Genomic DNA, 15386 nt, shown 5'->3' with positions numbered 1-15386 from the left:
CGGACGGGCGGCCCGCCGGAGACGGTCACGAACGGCCGTTCGCCGCACCGATCAGCTCGGACACCTTCACGAAGCGGTAGCCCTTGGCGCGCAGCCGCGGCACGACCGTGCGCACGACGTGCTCGGTCGTGGGCGCGGCGCTGCGCGTGCAGTGCATGACCACGACCGAGCCGGGCCTGACCCCGTCGAGCACCTGCCGGGCCACGGCGTCCGCGTCCGTGGCGAAGGCGTCGCCGCTGACCACGTCCCACTGCACGGCGGTGACCCCGAGAGGGCCGAGGGTGCGCAGCACGTCCTTGTCGTAGCAGCCGCCGGGGAAGCGGAGGTACGGCATCGCGTGCGGGACGCCCGCCTTGCGGAACGCGGTGTACGCGCGGTCGACGTCCGAGCGGATCCCGTCCTCGGAGATCGTCGGCAGGCCGTAGCAGTCGTCGGTGAACGCGTAGTGGCTGTAGGTGTGGTTGGCGAGTTCGAACAGGGGGTCGGAGCCGATGGCGCGGGCCTCGGCCGGGTAGGTCTCGGCCCACTTGCCGGTCATGAAGACCGTGGCCGGCACCTTGAGCGAGCGCAGGGCGGCGATGAGTCCCGGGTTGTCGAAGTGCTCGCCCGCGGCGGCGCGCCGTCCCTCGTCGGCGGTCATGTCGGCGTCGAAGGTGAACGCGACCGTCTTCCCCTTGTCCCGCGGGCCGTTGGTGAAGACGGGGGTCAGACCGCCGGGGCCGCGGGTGAGGGTCGGCGGCTCGGTGGGGGCCGTGGCGGAGGGCTTGGCGGTGGCGGGTCCGGACTTGGTGGGGGCCGGGTGCCCGGGGCGCGGTGCCTGCGTGGTGGTGGTGCCGCAGGCGGCGAAGGCGGCGAGGACGGCGCTCAGGGCGCAGGTCGCGGTGATTCGTCGTACAAGTGAGATCACCAGATGAATCTAGGACGGGTGCCAGTCATATGAACGGCGACATGGCCGCCCGGTCACCCACCCGGCCGCCTCACCTGAGGGACCCCGCCCCCTGAAGACCCCGCCCCTGAAGACCCCGTCCCCCTGAAGGCTCTTGGTTCACCCGGCGCGCCGGAAAGGCTCCGGTGCGCCGCCCACAGCCGTCAGGGCCGTGCCGGTCCGGCCGGCGCGGCCCCGACCGGCACGGCCCGGAGCGCTACTGCTCCAGCTCCGAGGCGGGAACCGGATCCGGGCCGGCCGTCGGTCCTTCGCCGTTCGTCGGCTCCCCGGCGCCCGTCGCCCCCCGGTCGGGGACCGGCTCCGGTTCGAGGGCCGCGTCGGCGGCGGCCCTGACGGGGGTGACGGACGCGGACAGGGGCGGCGGGGGTGTGGGCGCCGTGCCGGAGGGCCCGGCGCCGTTGCCGAGCGGACTCGGCGGCGAGGCGGGCGCCGCGGGCTGCGCCTTCTCCAGGAAACGCAGCAGCTCGACCGGGAAGGGGAGCACCAGCGTGGAGTTCTTCTCGGTGGCCACGGCCGTCACCGTCTGCAGCAGCCGCAGTTGCAGCGCGGCGGGCGTGTCCGCCATCTGCTGGGCTGCCTCGGCGAGCTTCCTGGAGGCCTGGAGCTCGGCGTCCGCGTTGATGATCCGGGCCCGCCGCTCCCGGTCGGCCTCGGCCTGCCGGGCCATGGAGCGCTTCATCGTGTCCGGCAGGGAGACGTCCTTGATCTCCACGCGGTCGATCTGCACGCCCCACCCGATGGCCGGGCTGTCGATCATGAGTTCGAGCCCCTGGTTGAGCTTCTCCCGGTTGGACAGCAGGTCGTCCAGGTCGCTCTTGCCGATGATCGAACGGAGGGAGGTCTGCGCCATCTGGGACACGGCGAAGCGGTAGTCCTCGACCTGGATGACGGCGTTGGCCGCGTCGACCACCTTGAAGTAGACGACCGCGTCCACCCGTACGGTCACGTTGTCCCGGGTGATGCCCTCCTGGGCCGGGATCGGGAGCGTGACGATCTGCATGTTCACCTTGTAGAGCCGGTCCACGAACGGCACGATCATCGTGAAGCCGGGCGGGCGCACGGCCCCGGCGAACCGGCCGAGCCGCAGCACCACGCCGCGCTCGTACTGCTTGACGACCCTTGCCGCCGCCGCCAGGTACACGACCCCCGCGCAGCCCGCGGCGACCACGACGGTCACTACGTCCTCGATCATGGTGACGACTCCTCGACCAGTCGCCGGTGCGCCCGAGCGGCGCCTGCTTCAACGATAGGCCCGGCCCGACGAACCGGTCGAGCCCGCGGACGAGTACCCGTGAGGCGACCGCGGCGGGGCCTTCGGACCGGGGCGGGGCGGGGGAGCCGGGTTCGGACCGGGGCGGGCGGGAGTCGAGGTGGGACGCGGGTTCGCGGCCGGGATGCGAGGTGGGACGCGGGTTCGCGCGGGAGTCGAGGAGGGGCGCCGGGTGGCGGCCGGGAGTCAGGCGTCCTGGACGAGTCCCTCGGCGTCCCGGGCGAGTGCGGTGAGCCGGGATATCGCGCGGAAGTACTTCTTGCGGTAGCCGCCCTTCAGCATCTCCTCGCTGAACAGCTGGTCGAAGGGCACCCCGGAGGCGAGGACGGGCACCTCGCGGTCGTAGAGCCGGTCGGCGAGCACGACCAGCCGCAGCGCGGTCGACTGGTCCGGCACCGGCCGCACGTCCGTGAGGCACACCGCCCCGACGCCGTCGGTCAGCGCGCCGTAGCGGCTGGGGTGCACCTTGGCCAGGTGGTCCAGGAGCCGCGGGAAGTCGTCCAGCGAGGCGTTCGCGGTGGCGTGCGCCGCCCGGGTCACCTGCTCGTCGGTGAACGGGGCCGGCGCCTTCGGCAGCCCGCGGTGGCGGTAGTCCTCGCCGTCGATGCGCAGCGCGCGGAAGTGCGCGGACAGTCCCTGGATCTCGCGCAGGAAGTCGGCCGCCGCGAACCGGCCCTCGCCGAGCTTGCCCGGCAGCGTGTTGGAGGTCGCGGCCAGCGCCACGCCCGCGTCGACCAGGCGGCCCAGCAGGGTGGACACGAGCACCGTGTCGCCGGGGTCGTCCAGCTCGAACTCGTCGATGCACAGCAGCCGGTGGCCGGACAGGGTCTCCACCGTCTTCTGGAAGCCCAGGGCGCCGACGAGGTTGGTCAGCTCCACGAAGGTGCCGAACGCCTTGCGGGCGGGCTCGGCCGGGGTGGCGTGCCACAGAGAGGCCAGCAGGTGGGTCTTGCCGACGCCGTAGCCGCCGTCGAGGTAGACGCCGCGGGGACCGGCCGGGGCCTTGGGGGCCTTGCTCCGGCGGAAGCCGAACAGACCGCGCTTGGCCCCGCCGCCGGCGGGCGACCCGTCGAGCCCGGCGGCGAAGCCCTCCAGGACCCGCACGGCCTCGGTCTGGCTGGGCTGGTTCGGGTCGGGTATGTACGTCGCGAAGCGCACCGCGTCGAAACGCGGCGGCGGCACCATCTCGGCGACCAGCCGGTCCGCCGGTACGTGCGGCTCGCGGGCGCACAGGGAGAGCGGGGCGGCTTCGGTCGCGGGGCTGGTCCCGGCGGCTGCTGTGGAGGACGACACGGTTCCCCATGGTAAGCGGCGTGGAACACTGCACGGCATGCGACGCCTGTTCCCTGTGACCGACGAAACAGCAGACCACGACTCCGGCCGGGCCGCCGCGGCCGGCGGCGCCGGCGCCTCGCGCGCCCTCGCGGACCGGGAGTGGTCGCTGACCGAGCTGGCCGCCGCCTACGCCTATCCCGAGCCGGGGCCGCAGGGCCGCCGACCGTGGCTGCGGGCCAACATGGTGTCCACGCTGGACGGCGCCGCCCAGCACGAGGGCCGCTCGCAGCCCATCTCCAGCGCCGCCGACATGCGGATCTTCGGCACGCTGCGGGCCCTGGCCGACGTCGTGGTGGTCGGCGCCGAGACCGTACGGCAGGAGGGGTACCGGCCGGCCCGCGCGCGCGAGGAGTTCGCGGCGCTGCGCGAGGCGGCCGGGCAGGGGCCGGCCCCGGCGATCGCGATCGTCTCCGCCGGTCTGGAGCTGGACTTCTCGCTGCCGCTGTTCACCTCCCCGCTGGTGCCCACGCTGATCCTGACCGGCGCCGCCGCGAACCCGGACCGGATCGCGGCGGCCGAGCGGGCGGGCGCCCGGGTGGTGACGGCCGGCGACGGCGTCGGCATCGACCCCCCGCGCGCGGTGCGGGCCCTGGCCGGACTGGGCCACACCCGCCTGCTCACCGAGGGCGGTCCCCGGCTGCTCGGCCAGCTGGTGGCCTCGGAGGTCCTCGACGAGCTGTGCCTGACCGTCTCGCCCATGCTCACCGCGGGCGACGCCCAGCGCATCGCGGGCGGCCCCCCGGTCACCGTCCCGCACCGCTTCACCCTCTCCTCGCTGCTGGAACAGGACGGCTTCCTGTTCAGCAGCTACCGGCGGGCCTGACGCGGCGCGCGGGCGCGGGATCGGGGCGGGGCCCGCGCGGGCGCGCAGGTGTGCCGGGCGCGGTGACGCGCCTCGTCCGGAGGCGGGGGCGGTACGCGCCGTGTCCTGGGACGGGTGCGGGTGCGGGTGCGGGCCGAGCCCCGCGCCGGGTGCGGGCAGCGGACGCGGGCCGAGTCCTGAACCGCCGCGGGTACGCGCCGCCCCTCCGGCCGTGTCCCGGCGGCAGCGGCCCCGGGAAGCCGGCGACAGTCCACCGACGTCGACGGAAGCCACCGGAATAGTTCATTCCGCTTACTTCGTGACGGGTGCACCAATTCCCGCGATACCCGTGCGATCACGGGGCAGGATGGTTTCTGCGGGGGCTGGTTCCGGCCCACGGAGGCAGTGAGAGGGCGTGAGGGCCCTCGGAGGAGAAAGGGCGCCCGGGTGTTCACAAGCGTACTGATGATCGAGAAGGCCCTGACATCCGCCGACGTGGAGTTCGTCACCACCCTGCACGGGGAGGAGAAGGTGTTCTTCCACGTCCTGCTCCAGCCGCGCGGCGACCAGGCGGACCGGCTGCTGAGGGCCATCGACGACATCGCGCTCGGCGAGATCGACGAGGCGGCCCGCGAGGGAGAGACCCCGGAGGGGGAGGAGGCCAAGGGGCAGGGCGAGCAGGCCCTGGACGTGTCCCTGCGGGCCCTGCGCGCGGCGGGCGGCGAGGCCGCGGGCAGACTCGTCGAGGACCATCCGCTGGACGCCCTGAAGGCCCTGGTCGCCGAGGTCGGCGCCGACGAGGTGATCGTCCTGACCGACCCGCACTACGTGGAGGAGTTCTTCCACCGCGACTGGGCCTCGCGCGCCCGCCACCAGGTCGGCGTACCGGTCCTGAAGCTGTTCTCGCACAGCAAGGCATAGGCTGGGGCGGCGCCCCCGCGCTGGCGGTGCGCGCACCGTCGTACCGCAGCCGCACCACCTGGGGAGATAAGCGCATGGCACCCGGCCTTCCTACCGCCATGGACCGACCGCACTTCATCGGCATCGGCGGCGCCGGGATGTCGGGGATCGCCAAGATCCTCGCCCAGCGCGGCGCACGGGTGGCGGGCAGCGACGCCAAGGACTCCGCGACCGCCGAGGCGCTGCGCGCCCTGGGCGTCACCGTGCACATCGGGCACGCGGCCGAGCACCTCGCGGACGACGCCGGCTGCGTCGTCGTCTCCTCCGCGATCCGCGAGGACAACCCCGAGCTGGTCCGCGCGGCCGAGCTGGGCGTCCCGGTCGTGCACCGTTCCGACGCGCTGGCCGCGCTGATGGAGGGCCTGCGCCCGATCGCGGTGGCCGGCACCCACGGCAAGACGACCACCACCTCGATGCTGGCCGTCTCCCTCACCGAGCTGGGCCTGAGCCCGTCGTACGCCATCGGCGGCGACCTGGACGCCCCCGGCTCCAACGCGCTGCACGGCACGGGCGACATCTTCGTCGCCGAGGCGGACGAATCGGACCGCAGCTTCCACAAGTACGCCCCCGAGGTCGCCATCGTCCTCAACGTCGAGCTCGACCACCACGCCAACTACGCCTCGATGGACGAGATCTACGAGTCCTTCGAGACGTTCGCCGGCAAGATCGTCCCCGGCGGCACGCTGGTCGTCGCCGCCGACCACGAGGGCGCCCGCGAGCTGACCCGGCGGCTGGCCGGCTCGGTGCGCACGGTGACGTACGGCGAGGCCGCCGACGCCGACGTGCGGATCCTGTCCGTCGTGCCGCAGGGCCTCAAGAGCGAGGTCACCGTCCTGCTGGACGGCGCCGAGCTGACCTTCGCGGTCTCCGTGCCCGGCCGCCACTACGCGCACAACGCGGTCGCCGCGCTGGCCGCCGGCGTGGCCCTCGGCATCCCGGCCGCCGAGCTGGCCCCCGCCCTGGCCGCCTACACCGGCGTCAAGCGGCGGCTCCAGCTCAAGGGCGAGGCCGCCGGCGTCCAGGTCATCGACTCCTACGCCCACCACCCGACCGAGATGACCGCCGACCTGGAGGCGATGCGCTCGGCGGCGGGCGACGCCCGGATCCTGGTCGTCTTCCAGCCGCACCTGTTCTCCCGCACCCAGGAGCTGGGCAAGGAGATGGGCCAGGCGCTCACCCTCGCCGACGCCTCCGCGGTCCTGGACATCTACCCGGCCCGCGAGGACCCGATCCCCGGGGTCACCAGCGAGCTGATCATCGAGGCCGCGCAGGCCGCCGGCGCGGACGTCACGGCCGTCCACGACAAGGCGGAGGTCCCCGACGTGGTCGCGGGAATGGCGAAGGCCGGTGATCTCGTTCTCACCATGGGCGCGGGTGACGTCACCGACCTCGGACCGCGCATCCTGGACCGCCTGACCGAGAACTGAGGGGCTGAGGGCTCATGTCGTACGACGTCGAGAAGCCGGACGAGCAGTGGCGTGCGGAGCTGACCCCGGCCGAGTACGCGGTGCTCCGCCAGGCCGGCACGGAGCCCGCCTTCCGGGGCGAGTACACCGACACCAAGACCGAGGGGGTGTACTCCTGCCGGGCCTGCGGCGCGGAACTGTTCACCTCCAACACCAAGTTCGAGTCGCACTGCGGCTGGCCGTCCTTCTTCGACCCGAAGGACACCGACGCCGTGGAGCTGATCGAGGACCGCTCGCACGGGATGGTGCGCACCGAGGTGCGCTGCGCCCGCTGCGGCTCCCACCTCGGGCACGTGTTCGAGGGTGAGGGCTACCCCACCCCGACCGACCAGCGGTACTGCATCAACAGCATCTCCCTGCGGCTGACGCCCGCCGGGGACTGAGTGCCCGGGGCGCCCCGCTCCGCCCCTCGCCGGGAGCGGTGGACGGGACGCCTGTCTTCACGGCCCTGACCGGAGGAACTCTCCGGTCAGGGCCGTTCCGCATGGGGGCGCCCCGATGCTCCGTCGCGGAGCACCTGAGCCGGCTCCTCGGAACGCTGTCGTGGAGCTCCCCGCCGCCGGCGGTGTAGCCGACCCGGTCGTGAACCGCCACAAGCGACCGCCGCGGGCTCGGCGAGCACCCGTCCTGTCCCGGGCCGGTCCGGGGCGGCCCGGCACGCGGCGGCACCGCACCGGGAGACTGGCGGGACGATGGCCGGGGCTGTTTGATATGACTGTCCTTCACCGAATCTCCGTGTCCGGCGTGATCCGGGCGGCATCGCACAGCGAGACCCGCGGGGGCGCTGTCCGCGGGAGGGTGCGGGGACGAGGGTGGGCGCGCCGTGCGCGCGACAAGGGGGTGGACGGTGTTTCCGGTTTCGTCGTTCCGGCAGTGGCTGCAGGAGCGGCCCGAGCTGGTGCTCACGCTGTTCCGGCACGTCGAGAGGGTTCATGGCCCCGTTTGCCTGCAGTACGGCGGGGGCCCGGCGAGCGCGAAGCGGCACAGCCGTTCCGGGGCGCGGTTGTGGATCACCCGGGCTCCGGACCGACTGCTCGTCAGGCTCTGCGCGTGCGGGGCGGGGATCGCCCGGGCGCGTCTGGGCGAACTGGGCTACGAGGACCAGCTCGACGATCCTGATCTCGAACAGCTGACCCGGATGCTGAGGGATCTGCCGCCGGAACCGGCGCAGCTCGTGCTCTACGGTCTCGCGTTCTCCCCCGAGGCCCCCGCCCACGGACTCGCGCGGGACCACGAGGCGCGGCTCCTCGACGCCGCGGTCGGTGACGCCGCCCCGTTCACCGACGCCGACTACGCGCGGCTGTCCTGCATGGCTCCGGCCCGCCGTACGGCGGACGGAGAGGTCGGCGCGGAAGCCGGCATCGAGGCCGAGACCGTCGTTTCACGAGAAGAGCACAGGAGCAGGACCGTGGTGGAGCTGGACGCCGACGGAATCGAGCTGGAGACCGCGCGGCTGAAGGAGGCCGCGTCGGCGCTGGCCGACCGGCTGGACGCCGTCGCCGCCGCCGTCCGCGAGGGCCGGGTGGCCGACGAGCGGGAGCTCTCGCGCGACACGGTCGCGTGGATCCGTGAACGCCGGGCACTGGGCGACGCCTTGGCGGACGTCTGCGGGGGCGAGGCGTGGGGCGACGACCAGAGCTGGTCCGCGGCCGAGGCGCTCGTCGAGCGGATACGGGAGGCGGAGCACCGCGTGCGGGAGGCCGAGCGGGAGATCGCGGAGCACACGCAGGCGCTCGAGGAAGCCCGTGCCATGTACGAGATGGCCTCCAGCGCGTTCATGCGGGAGAACCTCCGCGGTCAGATGACCCACCTCGAGCGGCGCCTCGGGGAACTCCGTGGGGCCACGTCGCTCGACGGCGCCGCCTCACCCGCCGGCTCTCGGGGCACCGCCTGCGGCGAAGGGGAGGCGGAGACGGAGTCCGAGGGCGAGCCGGAGCCCCACCCAGGACCGACCGATTCCTCCGACGCCTTGGACACGGCGGACACCCCCGCGGAAGCCCTTGAGCCGTCCGCGGCCGATGCCCGGCCCCAGGACTCGGCCGTCCCGGCGGAGGAACCCGTGACGACGGCCCCGGTGGCGTCCGCGCCCGCCGCGACGGCGAAGCCGGGGGAGCCGCGGGAACGCCGGACGCCGGAGGCGCACCGGGCCGTCGAGCCGTCGCCCGTCCGTGGCGCCCCCGCGTCGACCGGGGCCGTCGAGCCGTCGCCCGTCCGTGGCGCCCCCGCGTCGACCGGGGCCGTCGAGCCGTCGCCCGTCCGTGGCGCCCCCGCGTCGACCGGGGCCGTCGAGCCGTCGCCCGTCCGTGGCGCCCCCGCGCCGACCGGGGCCGTCGAGCCGGTGTCCGACCATGGGACGTCGCCGCTCGGGTCCAAGGAGTCCGAGCACTCCGAGCGCCCCACGCGACCCTCCGCCGACGCGCCGGCGGGGAGGACCGCGTCCGCGACGGCCACCGCACGCGTGGTCCCGGCGCCGCGCGGCCCGGTCGACGGCCCCGTAGAGCCGGTGGCGGACAGGACCGCCGGACCCGGCGCCCTCGTCTCGGACGTGTGGTCCGGCGCCCCCTCCCCGGTGGAGGTCCTCGTCGCCGAGGGCAGGCTGGCCGAGTCGTACTGGCTGACCCGCGCGTCCGGCGCGCCCGAACACCGCAGCCTCGCGCTCGCCTTCGCGGACGCCGCGTTCCACACGTCGCCCGCCCAGGCCTCCGCCCTCCAGGTGGAGGCCGAGGAACGCATCGAGGCAGCGGCCGACGGACGCTCCTGGGACGACGACCACGACGCCCACCTGGTCCTGCTGACTGCGGCCATCCGCAGCGGTCTGTCGGCGCGTTGGGCGAACAGCGTCCTGACCGACTTCACCTCGCTGCCGGGCCTGTCCGAGGAGTGGGCGCGGGTACTGGACGAGCTGGTGCACGCGGTGCGGCAGTCGGCGGAGATCCAGCCGGGCGATCTGAGCGCGCCGACGACGGCCCCGGTCACGGACCGGCGTGAGGAGATCGGCGACCGAGCGCGGCAGCTCGCGCTCGACCTGCCGCTGCGCACCATCAAGTACCAGCGCGGCACGATCGTCCTGCAGGCCCTCGCCGCACCCGACGGCCGGCTGGGGCACACCCTGGAACTCGTCCAGGGCTGGGCCGAGGGACAGGTGGAGGCCGACGAACTGGTCAAGGACATGGAGGAGCACTACAAGCGCTCCGACGCCGCCGACCGGATCATCGACGCCACGGACCGGGCCAAGCGGACGCCCAAGCAGTCGAAGAACGACATCCACTCGGCGGCCCGCGAACAACTGCGCGCTCACATCAAGACGGTCCAGGACCTGCTGAAGACGGCCTTGCGCATCGCCTCGTCACCGCGTCCGTCGGGCGGCCGCGACGTCGGCCGGGACCTGATGAGAGCGGTCGCGGCCGCGCGCCAGGCCGAGCCGCTGGCCGGGGTGGGCGGAGCCCTGCTCGCCCTTCTGCTGCGCTGGCTCGACGGCTCCTACACCCCCGAGCCTCGTGACACGGCGTTCCGGCCGCCCGCCGCAGGCCTGTTGCACCTGCCCAAGCTGCACTGGCGCGTCCGGGCGGAGGAGGACGAACCCGACCTCGGGCACCCCGACGCGCTCGCGGCGCTGCTGGGCCTGCTCGGCCCGGCCGACCCCGCCGTCGCGCTGCGACGTCACCAGGACGAGGGCGACCTCCATCTCGCCGCCCGTCTGCTCGAACAGCTCGAGCGGGGCCGCGTCGTCGGCGCGGCCCTGTCCGCGGCCCAGATCGCGGAATGGCGGCAGCGCCTCGCCGACGCGGCCGTCACCTGGCGCCGCAGGTGCGCCGAGGAACACCGAGGCGTCCAGCTCGCTCTCGCCCAGATCCGGGTGCAGAACCTGCTGAAGCCGGAGGAGGAGCACGAGTTCACCGCTCGTCTCCTCGACCTTGCGGGCGACGACCACGGCGACCGCCTCGGGGAGCGCTTCCGCGCCGTCGCCGCGATCGGCGACGAGCTGCGCGCCCTGGAGAAGCAGCAGACCGAGAAGCTCTACCGCCAGCTCGGCGCCGCCTCCCTGCCCGAGGCGGACGACCTGCGCGTCCGTCGGCTGCTGGACGGCGGCAAGACGGTCGCCGCCGAGGAACTGCTGTCGTTCGCTCGCCGTGGTGTGGCCCTGCCGCCCCCGGCGGAACCGGCCGGCGAGGAACTGGCCCGGTTCCTGGCGGGCGTCGCGCATGCCAAGGCCCCGCAGCCCACCCGGCACGGCGTCAGCGCCCGCTGGTGGGCCCAGCACTACGCGGGCGACGACTCGCTGGTGCAGAACGCGGTCGCCGGACTGGACTCCTGGGAAGGACTGATCCGCGAGCGGGACCAGCGGAAGATCCGCGGCCTGGTCAAGAGCACCCTGCGCCTGCTCGGCCTGACCGTGAACGAGGCCAACGTCGAAGAGGCGCGGCACGGCGTCACCCGGCTGGGCGTGCGCGCCGACATCACCGAGAGCACCCCGGGTTACGTCGCCGCGCTCGGCTCGCAGGCACGCCGCATGTACAAGGTCGTCGTCATCGCGGACGAACTGCGCGGCGAGGGCCCGCTGCGCCACCTGCCCGAGTCGGCCATCGGCGCCAACGTGATCCTCTACCTGCAGCCGCTCGGCATCGAGGGGCGCCGTCAGCTCGCGCTCGCCTCACGCAACCGCGGTCAGCAGGCCCTGGTCGTCGACCCTGCCGTCGTCGGCTGGATCGCCGCCCGCGCCCCGCGGTCGTTCCGGGCGACTCAGCGCGTCACCCTGCCCTGGACGGGCTACACCCCCTACACCCCGCACGTCGCCGGGCTCGTCCCGCCGGAGGTGTTCAAGGGGCGGGCCGAGGAGATGCAGGAGGTCCTCAGCCCCGACGGGTCCATCTTCCTGTTCGGCGGTCGCCAGCTCGGCAAGTCGTCGCTCCTGCGGCAGGCGGTCAAGGTGTTCCAGAAGGCCGACCCGAACCGTCACGTCGCCGTCTACATCGACCTCCTCAAGGCCGACATCGGACACGCGGAACCCCCGGAGGGGATCTGGCGGGTGCTGCTGGCCGAGCTGAAGCGCCGCGGCGTCATCGGAGCGAACGTCTCGGACCGCACCACCGACGTGGACGTGATCGCCGACGCGGTCAGGCAGTGGATCGAGGCCGAGCCCGGCCGCCGTGTCCTCCTGCTCGCCGACGAGGCCGACGCCTTCCTCACCGCCGACTCCAAGGCCGTCTACACCGGCGGCGGCCAGTCGACCTTCCGCACCGTCAAGCGCCTCCAGCGTCTGATGGAGACCACCAACCGGTCGTTCAAGGTCGTCTTCGCCGGTCTGCACCAGGTGCAGCGCTTCAACCACCTCACCAACGTGGTGACCGCCCACGGAGGGCCGGGCGTCCTCGTCGGCCCGCTCAAGCCGCAGGCCGCCGTCGGACTCGTCGAGGAACCCCTGGCCGCCGTCGGCCTCACCTTCGAGACCCCCGACCTGGTCTGGCACATCCTCGGCGTCACCAACTACCAGGCCAACCTGGTGCAGATCTTCTGCGACCACCTCGTCGCCTACATGCAGCAGCGCGCCATGCCCGCCGACGGCCGCCACGCCCCCATCACCTGGGACGACGTCCAGGCGGTCGCGAATCTGGAGCGGGTGCGCGAACTCATCGCCGAACGCCTGCGCTACACCATCAACCTGGAGGACCGTTACCGCGTCCTCACCCTCCTGGTCGCCCTGCGCAGCCTCGAGCACGGCTACGCGCACGCGTCCCGGCCCAGCGAGCTGCTGGAGGCCGCCCACGGCATCTGGGAGGAGGGCTTCCCCCTCAACAGCGAGCGCCAGCTCACCATCTTCCTGGACGAGATGGTGGGCCTGGGCCTGCTCATCCGGGTCCCGGGCGAGGAACGCGCCTACGCCATGCGCAGCCCCAACGTGGTGAACATGCTGGGCACCCAGAACGAGCTCGAGAGCGAGCTGCACGACACCGAGTTCGACCTGCCCCACGACTACAACCCCCGCGCCGCCCGCCGCTCCATCGGCTTCGCGCGGGGCGGCGTCCAGCGGATGAGCCCGCTCACCGAAGGCCAGTTCGGCGACATGTGCGGCCCCGTCGGCCGCACCACCCTGGTGCCGTGCACGCGGGCCCTCGGCGACGACCACGTCGAACGCGGGCTGCGCCTGTACGGCGACGGTTACGGCCTCGACGTCGTCAGCGTCGGCCCCGAGGACAACCTCACCGACGTGATCACCGCCAACTCGCGCCGCAAGGGCTCCCGGCTCCTCTACGTCGACCTGCGCGGCCGGACCGCCGACCAGGTCAGGGAGGCCGCCGGGCGGCTGGTCAAGCACACCGGCGGCACGGCGTCCGACACGGACACGACACCCGGGGCGCCTCGCCGGTACGCCGTGATCCTCTGCGCTCCGGACGCCGCGGCGGAAGCCGAGACGACCGGCGCCGGCCTCGTCCTCCCGCAGCGGTGGACCGTCGACAGCCTGCGCGCCTGGCCGGAGTCGCCGTTCGGCTCCCCGCAGGAACGCCGCGGCCTCATCGACGCCACCGGAGGATGGCCCGGCCTGGTGGAGACCGCCATGCACAACGTGCGCTCCGGCATGAGGCAGAAGGAGGTGCTCGAGGGCCTGCGCGAGATCATGGAGACCCCCGCGGCCGCCTCAGCCCATCTGGAGGCGGCGGGTTTCACCGCCCCCGACGTCTCCCGCCTGTCGGCCTGGGCCCAGTTCTACAGCGACGAGGAGTACGCGCAGGGCAAGGCCGCCATGACTCCGGGCGACCTCGCCGCGGCGTTCTTCGACCAGAGCGACGAGGAGGACGCCCTGCGGGAGGCCGAGCTGCTCCTCAAGCGGCTCGACGGTCTCGCGGTCCTCGACCCCAACAGGCCCGAGGGAGTCCGTCTGGACCCGGTCAGCTTCCAGGCGCTGAAGACGATCGAGAGCGCGCAGTGACCACCACGGGCGTCGGCGCCGCGGAGTCCGCGGCGCCCGCGCCGGAGCCGGCCGCCGCCACGGCCGCCGCCACGGCCGGCCCTCGGATCGAGGACGCGGATCTCGCCCGGCTGCCCGGCCCACGTCGGCACCTCGACGTGATCGAGGAGGATCTCCTGGCCGGCCGCAGTTGCGTCTGGTACTTCCCGGACACCGTCGTGGCCTCCGGCCGCGCCGATTTCTTCGTGCGCGAACTCGCCCACCGCCTCGACGCGGTGGTCCCCGTCCCCGGCGTCGCCTCCCCCGCCGCCCGTGACGCCGGGCCGGCGTCCATTCCCGCTCAGCGAGCGGCGACGGACCAGCCGCACCGGCCCTGGGCGGACGCCGAGGACGAGTGGGAGACGGAGGACGGGTGGGACACGGACCTGCCCGACGACCCGTACAGCAGCCTCCTGGGCCGTCTCGTGGTGCCCGGCGGCACAGGCGCGGGCCGGGCGGGCGTCGCTCCGGCTGTCCAGGAGACGACGACGCTGGAGGAGCGCCTGGCCAAGGAGCTCGGGGTCACGGGCGACCCCGTGGAAGCCCTCGCCGAGCGGGCAGCCGCCGGTCACACACCTCACCTCGTCGTCGTGCGCTGCTGGGACGAGAGCTCTCCCGAAGAGGCCGCCCGGCTGCTGCGCGTCGCCCAGGCCACGTTCCACGAAGCCGGTCTGCCCGGCCCCGCGAGGCCGCGCCTTCTCCTCACCGCCCGTGCCGACGACCTGCCCCGCGCCGCCCTCGGCAGCCAGGGCCGCGCCGTCGTCCACTGGTGGTGGCGGGTCTGGACCCGCCTCGACACCGAGGTCCTCATGGCCTGGCGGACGCGCACCGGCGCCGCCGACGCCGCCGGCCACCTCCTGCGCCGCGTCACCGACGCCGTCGTCGCCGAGGTCTGCGGCCCCGACATCGACCGCGCCCTCGCCCTCCGCGACACCTGGGACGGAGGCGACCTCACCACACTCCGCGACGCTCTGCGCCGCGTGCTGCCCGCACACCCCACGGACGGCGCCGAGCCCGTGCCGCACCGGCGCATGTCCACCGCCCATGCCTCCGCCCCCGATGCCGAGATCCACGACGCCTGGGCCCGGGGCGCCGCCGACAGCTGGGACGGACGCATCCGCCCCCTGCACAGCCACTCCCTCCTGGACGCCGACTCGCAGGAACTGCGCGTTCTCGTCTGCCATGCCCAGAACCGCGTCCTGCTCCCTCTCATCGAGGAGGCCCGTACAGCCCTGATCCACCTCGTGCCGGGACTGCTGCGCACGCAGTTCTTCACCCTCGCGGACTTCTGCGAGAAGGCCCGCCCCCCGCACGAGAAGGCCCTGAGCGCCACCCTTCCCGACCTCGAGGAACTGGAGATCGGCGGCCTGGACCACGCCTCCTACATGCTCAACCTGACCACCGGGCAGCGGCAGCGCCTGCACATCATGCGCAAGGCCCGTAATCGGCTGTCCCACCGGACGCCCTTGGACCACGACGCGCTCGTGGTCCTGACGAAAGCCCTGATCACGGACTGGACGGCGAGCTGACCACGCCCCTCGGGGGCTGAGCCGGGCGCGTGCGGGACGGGGTGCGGCCGTCCCGGCCCGCACCGCTGTGCGGGGGCTTCCCGGGGGCCGCCCGGTCCGCACCGCTTTGCGACGTCTTCCCGGAGTGGGACAATA

At 73.7% G+C, this 15386-nt stretch carries 9 protein-coding genes; 6 read left to right on the top strand and 3 right to left on the bottom strand.

The genetic code is table 11. The features are described 5' to 3' along the window. Nucleotides 1-25 precede the first annotated feature (25 nt). The 3 genes from ACH5A8_RS08335 to zapE form a co-directional block, all read right to left on the bottom strand. Nucleotides 26-907: a polysaccharide deacetylase family protein gene (locus tag ACH5A8_RS08335; protein WP_398999290.1), complete on the bottom strand. Its 882-nt coding sequence runs from the start codon at nucleotides 905-907 to the stop codon at nucleotides 26-28. Nucleotides 908-1142: 235 nt separating this feature from the next. Continuing rightward, entirely contained in the window at nucleotides 1143-2138 is a 996-nt protein-coding gene (locus tag ACH5A8_RS08330) for an SPFH domain-containing protein (protein ID WP_398999288.1), read from the bottom strand. Between the two features lie 264 nt (nucleotides 2139-2402). Then, nucleotides 2403-3509, bottom strand: coding sequence for a cell division protein ZapE (zapE, locus tag ACH5A8_RS08325; RefSeq protein WP_398999286.1), 1107 nt, complete (start codon nucleotides 3507-3509; stop codon nucleotides 2403-2405). Nucleotides 3510-3546: 37 nt separating this feature from the next. Between zapE and ACH5A8_RS08320 the strand changes: the two genes are divergently transcribed. The 6 genes from ACH5A8_RS08320 (at nucleotide 3547) to ACH5A8_RS08295 (ending at nucleotide 15251) form a co-directional block, all read left to right on the top strand. Further along, nucleotides 3547-4374, top strand: coding sequence for a pyrimidine reductase family protein (locus ACH5A8_RS08320; RefSeq protein WP_398999284.1), 828 nt, complete (start codon nucleotides 3547-3549; stop codon nucleotides 4372-4374). Nucleotides 4375-4800: 426 nt separating this feature from the next. After that, on the top strand, nucleotides 4801-5274 hold the full coding sequence (locus ACH5A8_RS08315; protein ID WP_398999282.1) for an indole-3-glycerol phosphate synthase: 474 nt from the start codon (nucleotides 4801-4803) through the stop codon (nucleotides 5272-5274). Between the two features lie 74 nt (nucleotides 5275-5348). Then, complete coding sequence (murC, locus tag ACH5A8_RS08310; RefSeq protein WP_398999279.1) at nucleotides 5349-6740, top strand: UDP-N-acetylmuramate--L-alanine ligase; 1392 nt, start codon at nucleotides 5349-5351, stop codon at nucleotides 6738-6740. Nucleotides 6741-6754: 14 nt separating this feature from the next. Then, nucleotides 6755-7162 carry a peptide-methionine (R)-S-oxide reductase MsrB gene (gene msrB, locus ACH5A8_RS08305; protein WP_398999277.1) on the top strand — a complete coding sequence of 136 codons (408 nt, stop codon included), beginning with the start codon at nucleotides 6755-6757 and terminating at the stop codon, nucleotides 7160-7162. A 464-nt stretch (nucleotides 7163-7626) separates the two neighbouring features. Beyond that, on the top strand, nucleotides 7627-13704 hold the full coding sequence (locus ACH5A8_RS08300) for a hypothetical protein (RefSeq protein WP_398999275.1): 6078 nt from the start codon (nucleotides 7627-7629) through the stop codon (nucleotides 13702-13704). After that, a complete protein-coding gene (locus tag ACH5A8_RS08295; protein WP_398999273.1) occupies nucleotides 13701-15251 on the top strand; it encodes a hypothetical protein in 1551 nt (516 codons plus the stop codon). Before ACH5A8_RS08300 ends, ACH5A8_RS08295 begins: the two co-directional genes overlap by 4 nt. Nucleotides 15252-15386 lie beyond the last annotated feature (135 nt).

The sequence above is a fragment of the Streptomyces sp. NPDC018610 genome, from assembly GCF_044391765.1.
Lineage (GTDB): Bacteria > Actinomycetota > Actinomycetes > Streptomycetales > Streptomycetaceae > Streptomyces.
The sequence above is the reverse complement of the archived record's forward strand: the minus strand, read 5'-3'. Positions and strand labels throughout refer to the sequence as shown.